The organism is Prauserella sediminis (assembly GCF_014195435.1).
GTDB classification, from domain to species: Bacteria; Actinomycetota; Actinomycetes; order Mycobacteriales; family Pseudonocardiaceae; genus Prauserella; species Prauserella salsuginis.
The window spans coordinates 3,263,277-3,278,281 of sequence record NZ_JACIBS010000001.1 but is presented as its reverse complement, the minus strand read 5'-3'; the positions used below and the strand labels follow the sequence as shown (position 1 = coordinate 3,278,281).

The window sequence follows — 15,005 nt, the reverse complement described above, 5'->3', positions numbered from 1 at the left end:
GCTCGCCTCAGCCGACGCGGTCGGGGTGCAGCACCGACGCCACCAGTTCGACGCTGTGGGCGGCACGGACTCCCGCACTGCGGTCGGCGAACAGGAACGGGTGCACCGCCTTGTTCTCCACCGCGGTCAGACCGGACAGGGCCGGGTCGTGCAGGATGGCGTCGGCCTCGGGCCGGGCGTCCTGTTCGGTCATGCTCGCGTCACAGCACGCGTCGGTGAGGATGACGTCGGGGTCACGCTTGACCAGTTCCTCGGCGCCGACATCGATGTTGCGTTTCTTCGACAGGTCGGCGAAGGCGTTCGTGCCGCCCGCCCGTTCGATGATGTGCGAACCGAAGTCGATACCGCTCGCGACGCCGTAGGTGCCGTCCTCGTTGGGCGACACGATGGCGACCGACGGCCGGTCGACGCCGGCGACCTGTTTCTCGACCGTGGCGATCCGTTCGCGCATGTCGCTGATCACGGCCTCCGCGTTGTCCTCGACGCCGAACAGGGCGCCGAGATCGCGCAGGTCCCGGTAGATGTTCTCGACCTTCACGGTGGCCGGGTCGATCGACTGGTCGGTGAGGCCGTCCTCGCTGGGGCAGAGCGGTGAGAGGATCCAGCTCTGCACGCCGACCTCACGAAGGCTGGCGCGCGTGCCGACCGAACTATCGGCGCCCTGCTCGGCGAAGAATCCGTTGAAGCCGGACAGCACGAAGTCCGGGTTCGCCTGCAGCAGTGCCTCTCTGCTGGGGAGGCTGGGCAGGTAGTCCACATCGGCCTGACGGTCCGCGTACTCCGGCAGCACCTTCGCATCCAGGAACGCGGTTCCGGCGAGCCGGTCGCTCACCCCGAGAGCATGGGCCAGTTCGATGGCGGGCTGGTAGGCCGCGTAGATGCGCTGCGGCGGATCGCCGGTGGCCACGTCGATGCCGCAATTGGTCCGGCTGGTCGCACCGCCCGCTGCCGATGCGGCATCCGGCGGTGGCGGTGCGCAGGCCGTCGCCACGGCAGTCAGAACTGCCGCGCACAGGGCCGTGGCACGCCGAGCTGTGGCGTGCGGAGAAGTGGTCGCGACGGAGTTGCGCCCACGGCGCAGAGTGGAAGTGGCGCGCCGACGGCGCAGAGCGCCAGTTGAACGCCTTCGGCGCAGTGATACAGGGCGACTTCGGCGCGGTGATACAGAGTTGCGCCTTCGGCGCAGCGATACAGGGCGCCTTCGGCGCAGCGGCAATGACATCGTCAGCCCGCCCCTCCAGGTCCTCGTGGATCGGGTCATCGGTGTGCGATCGGGTCACACAGTGCCGTGGCCGGTCTCCTGGCTGACGGGTCGTACGCGCTGTGCCAGCCTTCCCGGAACGTTCGTTCCAGTGGCTCGCATGCTGAACGGCACAGCACTTCCCGAATCACAGTGGCGAGGGCCGCTCCGGTTTTCCACCGGATTCCCGTGCACCACGGCGGTGTGAACCTAACAGACCCGCGCGCCACCCGGGGTGTGTCGGCACCCACACGGCGCACGACGCAGTGGTCGACGTTTCGATCCGCCCCGCACCGGCAACCTCCACCCTGCAGACTCCCCGGGCCGAAGGAAGCGGAACGTATGCCTCGCAACGTTGCACAGAAGCTGATCGCCGACCACCTCGTGGACGGCACGATGACGCCGGGCGAGGAAATCGCGATCCGGATCGATCAGACCCTGACCCAGGACGCCACCGGAACGCTGGTCATGCAGGAGCTGGAGGCACTGGACCTGGACCGGACCCGCGCCGACGTCAGTGTCCAGTACGTCGACCACAACCTGCTGCAGGCCGACGAGCGCAATGCCGAGGACCACGCGTTCCTCCGTTCGGCGTGCCGCCGGTACGGCCTCTGGTACTCCAAACCGGGCAACGGCGTGTCGCACCCGACCCACATGCAGCGGTTCGGCGTGCCGGGTGCGAGCATGGTCGGCTCCGATTCGCACACGCCGGCGGCCGGGTCGTTGGGGATGCTGGCGATCGGGGTCGGCGGGCTGGACGTGGCCACGGCGATCACGGGCGAACCGATGTACGTGCGGATGCCGGAGATCTGGGGTGTGCGGCTGACCGGCGAGCTCCCACCGTGGGTGTCGGCCAAGGACGTCATCCTGGAGATGCTGCGCAGGCACACGGTGTCGGGCGCGGTGAACCGGATCATCGAGTACCACGGGCCGGGTCTGGCGAAGCTGTCGGCGATGGACCGGCACGTGATCGCCAATATGGGCGCCGAGCTGGGCGCCACGACGACGGTGTTCCCGTCGGACGACGCGGTGCGGCGGTTCCTGCGTACCGAAGGCAGGGAGCAGGACTTCGTGGAGATCGCCGCCGACGAGGATGCCCAGTACGACGTCACCGACGAGATCGACCTGTCGACATTGGTGCCGCTGATCGCGAAGCCGTCGGCGCCGGACAACGTCGTCGAGGTGCGCGAGGTCGCCGGAACGCCGTTGGGGCAGGCGATCATCGGCTCGTCGGCCAACCCGGGGCTGCGTGACTTCGCGATCGCCGCCGCAATGGTCCGCGGCAAGCAGACGGCGGGCGGCGTCAGTTTCGACATCAACCCGACGTCGCGGGAGATCTTCGCCGACCTGACGAAGATGGGCGGCACGTTCGACCTGGTGTCGGCGGGCGCGCGGATCCACCAGGCGGGATGCATGGGGTGCATCGGCATGGGGCAGGCTCCCGCCGTGGGGCACAACTCGCTGCGCACCTTCCCGCGGAACTTCCCCGGTCGTTCGGGCACGCGGGAGGATTCGGTGTGGTTGTGCTCGCCGGAGACGGCCGCGGCCAGTGCGCTCAAGGGTGTGATCACCGATCCGCGCGATCTGGGGATGGAGGAGCCCGCACTGGCGCTTCCCGAGCACGCGACGATCAACCCGGACACGCTGGAGGAGCCACCTCCGCCCGAGGTGTCGCGCCGCGCGGAACTGACGAAGGGCCCGAACATCTCGGCGCTGCCGGACTTCCCGCCGTTGCCGGACCGGATCGAGGCGCCGGTGCTGCTGAAGGTAGGTGACGACGTGTCGACCGACGAGATCTCCCCCGCCGGGGCCGCCGCGTTGCCGTACCGGTCGAACATCCCGGCGCTGGCCGAGTTCACGTTCACGCGGATCGACCCGGACTATCCGGCGCGGGCGCGGGAGACGGCCGGCGGTTCGGGGCACGTGATCGTCGGTGGCCGCAACTACGGTCAGGGTTCGTCGCGTGAGCACGCCGCGATCACGCCGCGCCACTTGGGGCTGCGCATGGTGATCGCGGTGTCGTTCGCGCGGATCCACTGGCAGAACCTGGCGAACTTCGGAATCCTGCCGGTCGAATTCACCGACCCCGAGGACTACGCCCGCATCGACGCCGACGACACGCTCGTGGTCGAGGACCTCCGCCGGCCGCTGGGTGAGCCGGACGCCCGGCTGAGGGTGCGGAATGCCACGAAGGACCAGCGCTACGAGGTGCGGCATACCCTGTCGCAGCGCCAACGTGACGCCGTGCTGGCAGGCGGGAAGATCCCGTTGTTGGCGCAGAGGTCGGCGACCGTGTCGTGAGTGGTGGGTGTCGGCCGTCTTGGGTCGCTGACCGGAGCCGGGTGGATGGTTCGTCGCGCGGTGCGGAACGTCCGCGCGCGACCGCCGGTGGGTGTCGGTGGTGGCGCTTACGGTCGTTCGCATGCTGACGACACTGGCCGTGCAGAACTACCGTTCGCTGCGGGATCTGGTGCTGCCGCTGTCGCGGCTGACCGTGGTGACGGGCGCCAACGGGAGTGGCAAATCGAATCTGTACCGGGCGATGCGGCTGTTGGCGGATGCGGCGCGTAGTGGTGCAGTCGGCGCGCTGGCACGCGAGGGCGGGTTGCCGTCGACGTTGTGGGCTGGGCCGGAGACGATCGGCCGCGCGGTGCGGGAGGGCAGCGCTCCCCCGCAGGGCACCGTGCGGACGAAGTCCGTCGGATTGCGGCTCGGCTTCACGGGCGACGAGTTCGGCTACGCACTCGATCTGGGGATGCCGGTGCCGGTCGAGAAGTCGGCGTTCAACCGGGATCCGGAGTTCAAACGGGAATGCGTGTGGAGCGGATCGGTGCTGCGCAAGGGCGCGTTGTTGGCCGACCGGGACGGCCCGGTGGTACGTACCCGTGAGGCGGGCGGGGCGTGGGGCCGGGAGGCGCATCGGATCCCGGTGACCGACAGCATGCTGACGTCGTTCGCCGATCCGCGGGTATCACCGGAGGTGCTGGTGGTGCGGGAACGGATCCGGTCGTGGCGGTTCTACGACCATTTCCGCACCGACGCCGATGCCCCGGCCCGGCAGGTGCGCATCGGAACCCGCACCTCGGTGCTCGACCACGACGGTGGCGACCTGGCCGCGGCGTTGCGGACGATCGAGGAGATCGGCGACATCGACGCGCTGCACACCTCGGTCGAGAACGCGTTCCCGGGGTCTCGGCTGTCGGTGGAGGTCGGTGAGGACGGCAGACTCGAGCTGCACGTGCACCAGTACGGGTTGTTGCGGCCGTTGTCGGTGGCGGAGTTGTCGGACGGGACGTTGCGGTATCTGTTGTGGGTGGCGGCGTTGCTGAGTCCGCGCCCGCCTGAGCTGCTGGTGCTGAACGAACCGGAGACCAGCCTGCATCCGAGTCTGCTGCCCGCGTTGGCGACGTTGATCGCGACGGCGGCGGAACACACGCAGGTCGTGGTGGTGACGCACGCCCGCCCGCTGGTCCACGCGGTGCAGGCAGCGGCGAGTGAGGCGAACCTGGTGGAGTTGGAGAAGGAGTTCGGTGCGACGGTGCTGGCCGAGCGGCCTGGCGTGCTCGACCGTCCGGCATGGGAGTGGCCGAAACGCTGAGCTGCGGCGCAGTGGTCACGATTTGGTCTTGCACTAAGCAGTGGCCACAGCCATGTCCCGGACTGCATCGACTCCGCTCGAGGTCCGTCGAGGAGCTACCCCGGAGAAGACCGGGGCGAGCGACCGTCAGGTCGACATCGAATGTCTGACCCGGTAACCGGCCCGCGCAGAACGGCGCGGGCCGGTTCTCAGTTGCACCGAGTCCGGCTCAACCGCCGAAGCCGTCACAGGTTGCTGTCGCGAACTGACCGTTGGCGGTGCTGGTCTTGGCGTCCTCACCGTCGACGGCCACCGTGCAGGTCACACTGCCACCGTCCCCACCGGTCATGACGGTGAGATTGCCGCCCTTGAACAGACCCTTCGTCGTGAGGTCTTTCGACCACGGCAGTTCGGTGACGTTCTCCTCGCTCGTCGACGTGGTCCCGTCGCCGTACGTGGTGTAACTGATGGTGGCGTTCGGCGCGTCACCGGTGACCTCGTAGTGAATCGCGACTTCACGGTTGGCCTCTTTGTCGACCTCGTTGGCCGCGTTGCCGAAGGCAGTGAGCCACAAGATGCAGATGACCAGCCCGACAGCCGAAACCACGACTCCGGCGATCGAGAGGCCCTTGTTTGTCGCTTTCCCGCGCCGGGCCCTGCTGAGCCCAATCGACGACAGAATGAGCCCGATAATCACCAGCGGCCAGGCGACCACTCCGATCAGCGGCAAGGGCGAGAAGATCAAACCGATCAGGCCGACGACGAACCCACTGGTACCGAGTCCGTTGCGCGGCTCCCTAGGTGGAGGGTCGACGGCACCCGTCGAGGACGAGTAGGGCGTTGGAGTGGTCATGGCGACCTTCCTTCATGATTCGATTGCCGAACCGTTGAGCCGATGTCGACGTCGAGTGGGGACTGATGCGGTTCCACCCGCTCTCAGGTTTCGCCCAAGCAGGCGCGGCGAGCGACCGTCCGATAGGGACGGTCACCACCGGAACCACTGGTCATTCCTGAAACCACATGCATGAGCCGTCGACGTTGAAGAACTCACCCTCTTCAACAGTCACCGACGCCTTGCCCATCGGCGTTCCGTTCGTGATGACCGACTCGAACTCGCCGGAGTCGTCCCGGGTGCGCTCCCAGTAGCACCCCATCAGGTCGCCAGGGTCCGGCCCGTCCGTCACGTACCGACCCGGTGGCGTGTCGACGCCCACCTGGTACATGCCCATCGTCAATCCCGTCCCCTCCGGCTCGCCCGCAGCTGTACTCTGCGCCGACTCGGCCGGGGCAGACTCAGTGACCGTCTCAGTGACCGGCGGGACAGACTCGGTCACCGTCTCGGTGTTCGGCGGGGCCGACTCGGTCACCGTCTCGAACACCGTCTTCGCAGGCGGTGCTACAGCAGCAGCCTGCTCCCCGCCTGCCAAGCCAACCGACGCGATACCGATCCCCACGCCCAACAGCAACGCCGCACTTACCGCGACCACCATCGGCCACCGCCGCCTACGCCGCGCCCTCACATCACCCGTGTACGCACTCATGCTCGTCCCTACCTTCTCCAGAGAATTACATCGTTGAGTTCGGCGGCGCCGCCGAGACCAGCGCAAGGACGACGAGTCCAGCAAGGTCGTTTCCGTTCAGCCGTCGTGAACATCCGACCTGCCGATTGTTTGCCTTGCTCCACCCCCAAGAATCGACCCAGTAAAGTCTCCGGATTCTCCAATAAATCCGAAGCCATACCCGTTCATCGTTTCCGGATCGCAAAACGCAACATCTACGTACAATTCGACCACGGAGAGGTCGATAATTCACCGAATTCAACAGCTTTAGGAAAATGGCAACGTTGGTGAGATGTAGTTGACTCGAGAATCAATACGTCCACTCCCAGCCTGCCGGACCGCCCATCAGAGCTCCGGGATCGAGCGCGAGTGTGCCGCTCGCCTCGGGGACGACGATCTCGATGGTGCCGCGGTACTTCTGGTTCACGCCGAACTGCCCTGACAGCTCGCCTTCGTAGCTGCGTTCTCCGGAGCCGCCGACACCGCGTTGGACATGGCACTGGCCGCTGGACAAACCGCAAGGCACGGCAACATCCCGGCCCTGGCGTCAGAGATCCATGTCCCGGAAGCGCATGGCCATTCCGACGTGACCAACGTGAATGTCTGACCGCGCTCCGCAACAGTGAACGAGCCCTCGACCGAGCCACCGACGACCGGCCACACTGGCTCGCGTACTTCGACCACTCCTCCATGGCAGCCAAAGCAGCGCACGTATTCCGCGACCTCGGAGCTCCACCGGAAGCCGAGCGTTACGCACGTCGCTCACTCGAAATGAGCGACGGCTACGAGCGCGGCCGCCTGTTCAACATCGCCTTGCTCGCCTCGACCTTGGCCGACCAACGACGGGTCGAGGAAGCGTGCGTGGAAGGCGCTCGCGCCGTCGGAATGATCAACCGCGTGCGATCCGTGCGCGCCACCAACTACCTGTCCGATCTCGCGCGCCGTCTCGCACCCTTCAGCGCAACACCTCAGGTCCCGCGACATGGATGACGTCGGCATCGCAACGCCACCCGTATAGTCAGCTCGGAGGGAAGGCCAGCACGTGCATGAGGCCCACCTGCGACGACGCACCCACGATCTCACCGCGATCCATCTTCTCGCGCACCGACGACAGCGGGAGCCAGGCGATCTCCTCGGCCTCGTTGATGTCGGTCGGGTCGCCGACGTACTCCGCACCGAGCGAGACGTACAGCCGGTTGTCCGCATCCGCCGAACCCACCATCGGCTGGGTCGACAACAACTTACGCACATCCCGCGGCCGCCAGCCCGTCTCCTCCTCGACCTCCCGCGCCACCGTCACCGCCGGATCCTCGTTCGGGTCGACATAGCCACCCGGCAACTCCCACACCCAACGGTCGAGAACCCACCGGTGCCGCCACATCATCAGCACATGCTCACGCGCGTCGTCGAGCACGACCATCATCGACGCCGTAGGCAACCGCAGCACGTACTGCTCGAACGTCACCCCGTCCGGCAACTCCACCGACGCGATCGACAACTTCAACTTCCGCGTGTCGTCGACCAGTCGCTCACCATGGATCGTCCACTGCGTCAGCCCGTTCCCCACGGCCCGCACCGTACCGGGCAGACGACGCTCCGGAGCCCAACGTCCACCGGCTGCGGTCGGGACTCGTGATGGCGCCACTCAGCGGTCCGACGCAGAAGCTGACATGACCACACGGAGCGGTCTGCCGATGCGAAGAGCCGCTCGCCGGTGCAAATCCGGCGAGCGGCTCAACCTACGCAAATCGCCCCGCAGGGCGCTCAGTTCGCAAGGCCCGCAGCCGCTCGGCCGCGTGCACGAATGCAGAACACGCGGTGCTGAGTGCAGGACATGCGACTCAGGTTATGTCGGTCCACACTCCACGAGGACTCAGAGCAGTCCCCGGAAAGCGCTACACGGACCCTGAAACGTCAACACGAGCACTCAGGAACGCAACACGGGCCCCGAGGGTGCAACACGGCGCCCATCCCGGCGGCCGGCCAACCCGCCGGACTCGTCAGCCGGATTGGGAGGCGCCGGCGTTGGCCAGGGGGAGGATCGGGTAGGCGACGCGGACGCCGGCGGCGTCGAGGCCGGCCTTCAGGTGGCCCCGCAGGTCGCGGCCGATCGACCACTGGTCGCCGGGCTGTGTCATGACCATGACCCGCACGGTGACGGCGCCGTTGCCGATGCCGACCACACCGGTGATGTCCGGACGCTCGATGATCTTCGGCGCGAACTCCGGGTTGTCGGCGAACTCGTCAATGCTGCGCTGGATGACGGCCTTCGCCTCCTCCAGGTTCACCGAGTAGTCCAGTGGCAGCTCCACGACCGCGTTCGCCCAGTCCTGGTTCATGTTGCAGACACGCATGATCTCGCCGTTGCGCACGTGCCACAGCCCGCCGTTGAGGTCGCGGATCTTCGTGATCCGCAGCGTGACCGCCTCGACCGTGCCGACCGCGTCGCCCACGTCGACGACGTCGCCGACGCCGTACTGGTCCTCGACCATCATGAAGATGCCGGACAGGAAGTCCTGAACCAGGCTCTGCGCACCGAAACCGATCGCCAGACCGATGACACCGGCGCTCGCGATGATCGGGCCGATGTTGATCCCGAACTGGCCGAGGATCGTCACGAACGCGATGCCGAAGATCACGAACGAGGCGACGCTCTTGAGCACCGACGCGATCGTGCCCGCCCGCTGGCGCTGCCGCTCGCCACGACTCTCGTTGTTCTGCTTGATGACCCGGCTCGCCGCCTTGGCCTTGGCCTTGTCGATCCGCTCCCGCGAGTTGACCATCCGCTTGGCCAGCTGGTCGATCACCCGGCCGACGATCGCGCGCAACACCAGCGCGATCACCACGATGATCACGACGTTGATCAGGCCGGACACGAACTCCGTGGAATTCTCCTCGAACCAATCCACGAACGCGTTCGCCTTGACAGGAGGCATGGGCACGGATCTCCCCTCTTCCGCTGGCAGCGGACACGTACTCGGCGTCACCTGGCAGGGTAGGCAGCCACCCGCGCGTCGCCCGCACGCGGGGCGCCGCACTCCCCTGACCGGCCGGTCAGGTAGCCCGGCCGGCCGGGCTCCGACCACCGCGACCACCTGTCCGATCGGGTAGGTACCCGCTACCGCGAACGGAGGGTGTGCCCGCCGTCTGACCGGCACTAGCCTGGTGGCAGTCCAGCACCGCGGCTGGAGGTGAGGAGGCGTTCCGCGTGCTTCATCCGACCCGGGCCGCGCCGGAACTGTCCGACGACTTCGGGCCCCGCGCCCGGCTACCGCGACTGCCGGCCCCGCCACCCATCGAACCGGACGACCGGGGCGTTGAAGACCGGGGCGTCGAACTGGCAGGCCCCGGCAGCGCGCCCGCATACCCCGACCCGTCCACGGGTTTGGCGAAGTTCCACGTGCCCGAGATCGTGTTCGGGCCGCACGCGCTGGCCGAACTCGGTCACTGTGCGCTGCGCGTCGGCGCGCGCAGACCGTTCCTGGTCACCGACCCCGGCATCGTGGCCGCCGGCTGGGCCGCCGAGGCCGTCGACCACCTCCGCGGCGCCGGGCTGCGGCCCGTCGTGTGGTCGGACGTGACGCCCAACCCCAAGGACGGCGAGATCGCCGCCGCCTACGAGCACTACCTCGACAGCGGTGCCGACGTGATCCTCGCCGTCGGCGGCGGCTCCTGCATCGACGCGGCCAAGGGCGTGGCGATCCTGTCCTCCAACGGGGGGACGATCCTCGGCTACGCCGGTGTCGACAAGGTGGTGCAGCCGATCCCGCCGCTGGTCATGGCGCCGTCGACGTCGGGAACGGGCGCTGACGTGTCCCAGTTCGCCGTCATCACCGACACCGACCGGCACATCAAGATCACGATCATCAGCCGGACGCTGGTGCCCGAGATCTCGATCATCGATCCGCGGTTGCTCACGACCATGCCGGAGGAGCTCAACGCGGCCACCGGACTCGATGCGCTCACCCACGCCGTCGAGGCCTATGTCTCGCGGGCGCACAATCGTCTCACCGACCACCACGCGCTGCACGCCGCGCACCTGATCACGAGCAATTTGCGCGACACGACCCTCGAACCGAGGCGCGCCGCCCCGCGGATCGGGATGGCGCAGGGCGCGCTCGAAGCCGGCATGGCCTTCACCAACGCCATCCTCGGCATCACGCACGCGATGAGTCACCAGGTCGGCGGGCTGCTCGACGCCCCACACGGCGTCCTCAACGGCGTGCTGCTGCCCCACGCGATCCGGTTCAACGCCGCCGAGGATCCGCACCGCTACGTGCCCCTCGCGGCGGCTGTCGGCATCGACGTCGAAGGCAGGCCCGCCGACGAGGTGGCCGACGAGCTCGCCTCGTTCATCCGCACGCTGGCCGACGACGTCGGCGTCCCGAAAGGCCTGTCCGACCTGGGCGTCAGCGAGGCCGACGTGCCGACACTCGCCCGCACCACCCTCGCCGACGCCTGCCTGGCCACCAACCCGCGGGAGGTCGACGTCGCCGACGTGTTCGCCCTGTTCCGGCAGGCCCTCTGATCAGGGGACGCCGTGACGCTCGTCATCGCGACCTCCGTGACCGTTGTGAGGAGCCCATGACCTCTTCCGCGCACAACGGTTCTACGCACACCGGTTCCGTGCACACCGGCTTCGGCCGTGACGAGGCCGACCTCGGCGCGCTCACCGGCGTGCGCTCGGGCAAACGCTCCTTCTATCCCGAGTACGTGCGCTCGGCCGAACGGCTGGAGAACGCGGTGCGCGCCCTCGACCGCATCTCGCGCGCGCTGGTCCGCACGGCCGAGGGCCCGCGCGAACTCGTCGAGGCCGTCGTTCACGCGGCAGCCGAACACCTGCACGCCGAGTGGCTGCTGGTGGCGGTCGCCGACGGGGCGCTGCAGGCTGCACGGCCGCGGTTCCTCGTGCTCCACGGTGGCGAACTGATCGACGACGAACGGTCCCTGCCCGCCGAGGCTCTGCCCCACCTGCACGTGCTGCGGGGCCGTCCGTGGGAGGCCGAGGACGAGCCCGGCGACGGCATCGTGCGCGTGTCGATGACCCTCGACGGCGAACCGATCGGCGGCATCGCCGGGCTGCCGGGCAAGACCGTCGACGTCGCCGACACCGACCTGGCGATCCTGCGGGTACTCGCCAACCAGGCAGCGGTCGCGCTGCACAACTCGTTCCTGCTGCATGCGGCGACCACGCTGCGCGGCAGGACCGAACAGCTCTCCGAGGCGGCCGAGCAGCAGGCCAAGGAGCTCGCCGAGACCCAGCAGCGCCTGATCGAGTCGATGCAGCGGCAGGCGCTGGACGACGAACGGCATCGCATCGCCCGCGAACTGCACGACAGTGTCACCCAGGACGTGCTCTCGGCGGGCATGACCGTGGAGGTGTGCCGGGCCGAGCTGGCGGCGAGCGGTGTACACGAGGAACTGGTCGACCAGCTCAGCGCAGCCAAGGACCTCACGGGCCACGCGGTGGAGCGGCTGCGCGCCGCGATCTACGCACTGCACAACGGCGCCGAGGAGCCTCCCGGGTCACTGCCCGTGCTGCTGGAACGACTGTCGTCGGTGCACCTTCCCAGCGACCTGAAGGTGCAGGTCCGCATCGCGGGTACGCCGGTGCCGCTGCCCGGCGAGGTCGAACACTCGCTGCTGCGGCTCGCGGGCGAGGCACTGTTCAACACCGTCATGCACACGACCGCCGACGAGGCGCTGGTGCGACTGCAGTACCTGCCGGAGCGGATCGTGCTGTCGATCTCCGACGACGGTGAGGGCGACCCGGCCCAACTGCGCAGGACACTCAAGCTCACCGCCGCGACCGACCTGGCGGGCGTGCACCGCGGCCTGGCGAACATGCAGGACCGGACCCACGAACTGGGCGGCACGATGTCGATCCGGCGCTCCGAACTCGGCGGGATCATGCTGGTCCTCGACATTCCCCTCCCCCTGCGGAGGCACGGAAAGGCGGCGCCATGAACACACCACCGTCCCGGGTGACGCATCCGGCATCCGCACCGGCGCGGCGTCCGAACCGGGAAACGGACCAGCAACCCGGCAGCGGCAGCCGCGACCAGCTGAGCATCGTGCTCGTCGACGACCACGCCATCGTCCGCCAGGGCCTGCGATCCATTTTGGACCGCGAGGAGGACATGCGGGTGGTCGGCGAGGCCGCGACGGCCGCCGAGGCGCGCACGGCGCTCGAACAGCTGCGCCCCGCCATCGTGCTGCTCGACCTCAAGCTCGGCACCGGGTCCGACACCGAGGGCCTCGACCTGTGCTCCGAGATCACGCGGCGCTATCCCGAGGTCGGCGTGCTCGTGCTGACCACGTTCCTCGACGATGCCTACGTGCTGGAGGCCGTGCACCGCGGCGCGAAGGGCTACGTCATCAAGGACGTCGACACGAGCGAGCTCGTCTCGTCGATCCGCACCGTCGCGCGCGACGAGAGCGCGTTCGACTCGCGGTCCGCGTCGGTCATGGCCCGTTCGCTCCGCACGACCCCGGAGGAGCCCGCGCTCACCGAACGGGAACACCGCGTACTCGAACTGCTCGCCTCCGGGCTGAGCAACCGCATCGTCGGCACGACGCTGTTCATCTCCGAGACCACGGTGAAGTTCCACGTCCGCAACATCATGCGCAAACTCGGCGCCTCCACCCGCGCCGAAGCGGTCTACGAGGCCAGCAAGAGGGGCCTCATCTGAGGCAGACCCGCCTCGGCGCCCGACCACCGTGGTCCGACGCCGAACTGTTCGGACCTAAACACCAATGTCGCCCCGGCGAGACCGGGGAGGATTCGGATATTCGTCAAGCTTCAGTACGCGGTATGTCTCCGGGTCGATCGTTGCACCCGCAGCCACGGAATGACGAATTCCGTTGAAGACCAAGTCCCACAAGAGTGGATTCTGCTGATAGTCCGCTATATTACCGCGGTCGACGTTTCCTCGCTGATCTTTCAGGATTAGTTCCCAGCTACCCGGAGTTCCGGAAGTTCCGATCTCTACCAGTTCATACGTATAAATGGTGTCACCTCCGGCGTTTACCCAATCTGCGCCAGCGGCCATTTTGGTATTCCGAGGAAGAAACCAGAACGCAACACCCGCAGCCGCCATGAACAGCCACGTCGGCCAAGCGAACACCCAGTCCAGCCCCGATTTGAACGTAAGGAAAGCGATGATCAAGACAACCACCGTGGCTGCTGACCACCACCCGGATTTTCGAGTGCCGTAGAGCCATTCCAGCGCTGCAGTAGGGCCGCTTGGAACCTTGTTGGCGTCGTAGGGTTGCGGCTCCTTGAGGCCGTTGAAATGGCCGGGAGCGGCCGGGGGTCTAGGCTCTCCCGTCTGCGGGTCGGGCTTCGGCGGTAGGTCAGGATTCACAGCTACCTTCTACCAGTTTCCGGTGGCGAACTTGGACAGCAGCTTCAAGTCAGGTAGCCACGGGTTGGTTTCGGCATTCTGGTAGCCGTCCTGGGACATTACGTCGAGAGCTTCCTTGACATCGTCACTGGCGAAGTTCTCGATCAGGAAGCCGGTACCGGTCGCCGCGATGAACCCGGCCAGAGCCCCGGGCGGACCGCCGATGGCACTACCGGCGGCGGCCCCGGCCACGATGCTGCCGCCGTTAGACAGCACAGTGACCGCCGGGTCCTTGCCTTGTGCCAAGTCGTCAACGAGGCTGAACCCGCCCAGCGTCGTCCCGACCGCAGGAAGCTTCGACAGCAGTGGCTTCGCACCGGCCAGGTATTTCGCGTTCCTCGGTACAAAATTGGCGAGGGTGCTTGTGAGCGCCTTCTTGACCCCATCGGGCAGCTTGTTGAGCCATTTGCCGAACTTCTTGCCCTCGGCCTGGGCCGCTTGGACGTTGGCCTTCGAGTTCGCGACCAGGGAGGCAACCAGATAGCGCGCCTGGTTCGACGATCCACGGGTGGCGTCGTCGGCGAGGTCACCCAGTTTGCTGCCGAGCTGACGGAAGTTCGAGGCAGTTGTCTTGAAGCTGTTATGCGCGGCAATGTGCGCTGCCGCGAGCCCGGTGCCGAAGTCGGGCACGTTGATGTACCACTTTTGGCCGACGTTCTGTAGGTAGTCGAGAAGCATGCTCTGCGAGTCGGTCTCGATCTTCCGAGCTTCGGTCACCACGGTGCCCGCTTGCGTGTAGGCCTTGGCCTTCTTCATCCAGGCGGTGTAGGTGTCCCACTGGGCGTCGAAGCGCTCCTTGTCGTCGCTGCTGATCGCCCCACTCTTGGCGTGCCGATGCGCTGGTTCGGGCTTCGGCGGTGGCTCGCCAGGTCCCTGAATCTCCTTGTCCGTGACAGTCAGGCCGCCCTTCTTGGCGATCTCGACGGCCTGCCCCATCCGGGCGTTGGTCGTATCAATGTCGGCCGCGTGCAGATCGATCGCGTTCGCCAAGCCGCCGTACCCGGCACTCAGATCATCGATCTTGGGCTTGAAGTGCAACATGTTCCGACGGAACGCAGTGGCCCCTTCGCCATCCCACCCGTCCTCGGAGCTGTTCGACGCACTCGTCACGTCCTCGTGACGAGCCGACACCTTCTTACCGGCCGTGCGCAGCCAGCCCGCGACCTCACGCAGACTGGCCGGTTGCGCCTCGACCTCAATGTTCAACGCCATGCTTCCCCCTC

At 67.3% G+C, this 15,005-nt stretch carries 14 protein-coding genes and 1 riboswitch; of the genes, 6 read left to right on the top strand and 8 right to left on the bottom strand.

The features are described from left to right. Positions 1-7: 7 nt before the first annotated feature. Complete coding sequence (locus FB384_RS14860; RefSeq protein ID WP_323985238.1) at positions 8-991, bottom strand: ABC transporter substrate-binding protein; 984 nt, start codon at positions 989-991, stop codon at positions 8-10. A 282-nt stretch (positions 992-1,273) separates the two neighbouring features. Further along, a riboswitch (cobalamin riboswitch) is annotated at positions 1,274-1,454 on the bottom strand. Positions 1,455-1,582: 128 nt separating this feature from the next. On the opposite strand from FB384_RS14860, the gene FB384_RS14855 reads away from it, so the two are divergent. Together FB384_RS14855 and FB384_RS14850 are read left to right on the top strand one after the other, a co-directional pair. Then, positions 1,583-3,541: an aconitate hydratase gene (locus FB384_RS14855; protein ID WP_183783567.1), complete on the top strand. Its 1,959-nt coding sequence runs from the start codon at positions 1,583-1,585 to the stop codon at positions 3,539-3,541. 121 nt (positions 3,542-3,662) lie between these two features. Further along, on the top strand, positions 3,663-4,838 hold the full coding sequence (locus FB384_RS14850) for an AAA family ATPase (protein WP_183783565.1): 1,176 nt from the start codon (positions 3,663-3,665) through the stop codon (positions 4,836-4,838). 208 nt (positions 4,839-5,046) lie between these two features. Here the strand turns inward: FB384_RS14850 and FB384_RS14845 are convergent, their stop codons facing one another. The 3 genes from FB384_RS14845 to FB384_RS14835 form a co-directional block, all read right to left on the bottom strand. Next, a complete protein-coding gene (locus tag FB384_RS14845) occupies positions 5,047-5,670 on the bottom strand; it encodes an MmpS family transport accessory protein (protein WP_183783564.1) in 624 nt (207 codons plus the stop codon). A gap of 151 nt (positions 5,671-5,821) precedes the next feature. Continuing rightward, complete coding sequence (locus FB384_RS14840) at positions 5,822-6,358, bottom strand: hypothetical protein (RefSeq protein ID WP_183783562.1); 537 nt, start codon at positions 6,356-6,358, stop codon at positions 5,822-5,824. 328 nt (positions 6,359-6,686) lie between these two features. Further along, positions 6,687-6,902, bottom strand: coding sequence for a hypothetical protein (locus FB384_RS14835; protein ID WP_183783560.1), 216 nt, complete (start codon positions 6,900-6,902; stop codon positions 6,687-6,689). A gap of 164 nt (positions 6,903-7,066) precedes the next feature. Between FB384_RS14835 and FB384_RS14830 the strand changes: the two genes are divergently transcribed. After that, entirely contained in the window at positions 7,067-7,366 is a 300-nt protein-coding gene (locus FB384_RS14830) for a hypothetical protein (RefSeq protein ID WP_183783557.1), read from the top strand. Positions 7,367-7,394: 28 nt separating this feature from the next. On the opposite strand, the gene FB384_RS14825 is transcribed toward FB384_RS14830, so the two are convergent. Together FB384_RS14825 and FB384_RS14820 are read right to left on the bottom strand one after the other, a co-directional pair. Next, positions 7,395-7,943 carry an NUDIX domain-containing protein gene (locus FB384_RS14825; protein WP_183783555.1) on the bottom strand — a complete coding sequence of 183 codons (549 nt, stop codon included), beginning with the start codon at positions 7,941-7,943 and terminating at the stop codon, positions 7,395-7,397. 433 nt (positions 7,944-8,376) lie between these two features. After that, positions 8,377-9,312 carry a mechanosensitive ion channel family protein gene (locus FB384_RS14820; protein ID WP_183783553.1) on the bottom strand — a complete coding sequence of 312 codons (936 nt, stop codon included), beginning with the start codon at positions 9,310-9,312 and terminating at the stop codon, positions 8,377-8,379. A 401-nt stretch (positions 9,313-9,713) separates the two neighbouring features. Here FB384_RS14820 and FB384_RS14815 point away from each other — a divergent pair, with 401 nt between their 5' ends. Genes FB384_RS14815 through FB384_RS14805 form a run of 3 tightly spaced genes read left to right on the top strand, consistent with a single transcriptional unit; the run spans position 9,714 to position 13,068 of the window. Beyond that, positions 9,714-10,904, top strand: a complete 1,191-nt coding sequence (locus FB384_RS14815) for an iron-containing alcohol dehydrogenase (RefSeq protein ID WP_183785573.1) — start codon at positions 9,714-9,716, stop codon at positions 10,902-10,904. A 56-nt stretch (positions 10,905-10,960) separates the two neighbouring features. Then, on the top strand, positions 10,961-12,343 hold the full coding sequence (locus tag FB384_RS14810; protein WP_183783551.1) for a MadS family sensor histidine kinase: 1,383 nt from the start codon (positions 10,961-10,963) through the stop codon (positions 12,341-12,343). After that, on the top strand, positions 12,340-13,068 hold the full coding sequence (locus tag FB384_RS14805) for a MadR family response regulator transcription factor (protein WP_183783550.1): 729 nt from the start codon (positions 12,340-12,342) through the stop codon (positions 13,066-13,068). The genes FB384_RS14810 and FB384_RS14805 overlap by 4 nt, the downstream gene beginning before the upstream one ends. 54 nt (positions 13,069-13,122) lie before the next feature. On the opposite strand, the gene FB384_RS14800 is transcribed toward FB384_RS14805, so the two are convergent. After that, positions 13,123-13,743 carry a hypothetical protein gene (locus tag FB384_RS14800; RefSeq protein ID WP_183783549.1) on the bottom strand — a complete coding sequence of 207 codons (621 nt, stop codon included), beginning with the start codon at positions 13,741-13,743 and terminating at the stop codon, positions 13,123-13,125. Positions 13,744-13,752: 9 nt separating this feature from the next. Next, the gene (locus FB384_RS14795) at positions 13,753-14,994 is read right to left on the bottom strand and encodes a WXG100 family type VII secretion target (protein ID WP_183783548.1); all 1,242 of its coding nucleotides are present in this window, start codon (positions 14,992-14,994) and stop codon (positions 13,753-13,755) included. Positions 14,995-15,005 lie beyond the last annotated feature (11 nt).

Excerpts from the sequence above, each read along its gene's own strand:
- FB384_RS14850 (WP_183783565.1), top strand. The coding sequence starts at position 3,663 with ATGCTGACGACACTGGCCGTGCAGAACTACCGTTCGCTGCGGGATCTG.
- FB384_RS14845 (WP_183783564.1), bottom strand. The coding sequence starts at position 5,670 with ATGACCACTCCAACGCCCTACTCGTCCTCGACGGGTGCCGTCGACCCT.
- FB384_RS14855 (WP_183783567.1), top strand. The coding sequence starts at position 1,583 with ATGCCTCGCAACGTTGCACAGAAGCTGATCGCCGACCACCTCGTGGAC.
- FB384_RS14810 (WP_183783551.1), top strand. The coding sequence starts at position 10,961 with ATGACCTCTTCCGCGCACAACGGTTCTACGCACACCGGTTCCGTGCAC.
- FB384_RS14840 (WP_183783562.1), bottom strand. The coding sequence starts at position 6,358 with ATGAGTGCGTACACGGGTGATGTGAGGGCGCGGCGTAGGCGGCGGTGG.
- FB384_RS14830 (WP_183783557.1), top strand. The coding sequence starts at position 7,067 with ATGGCAGCCAAAGCAGCGCACGTATTCCGCGACCTCGGAGCTCCACCG.
- FB384_RS14805 (WP_183783550.1), top strand. The coding sequence starts at position 12,340 with ATGAACACACCACCGTCCCGGGTGACGCATCCGGCATCCGCACCGGCG.
- FB384_RS14820 (WP_183783553.1), bottom strand. The coding sequence starts at position 9,312 with ATGCCTCCTGTCAAGGCGAACGCGTTCGTGGATTGGTTCGAGGAGAAT.
- FB384_RS14795 (WP_183783548.1), bottom strand. The coding sequence starts at position 14,994 with ATGGCGTTGAACATTGAGGTCGAGGCGCAACCGGCCAGTCTGCGTGAG.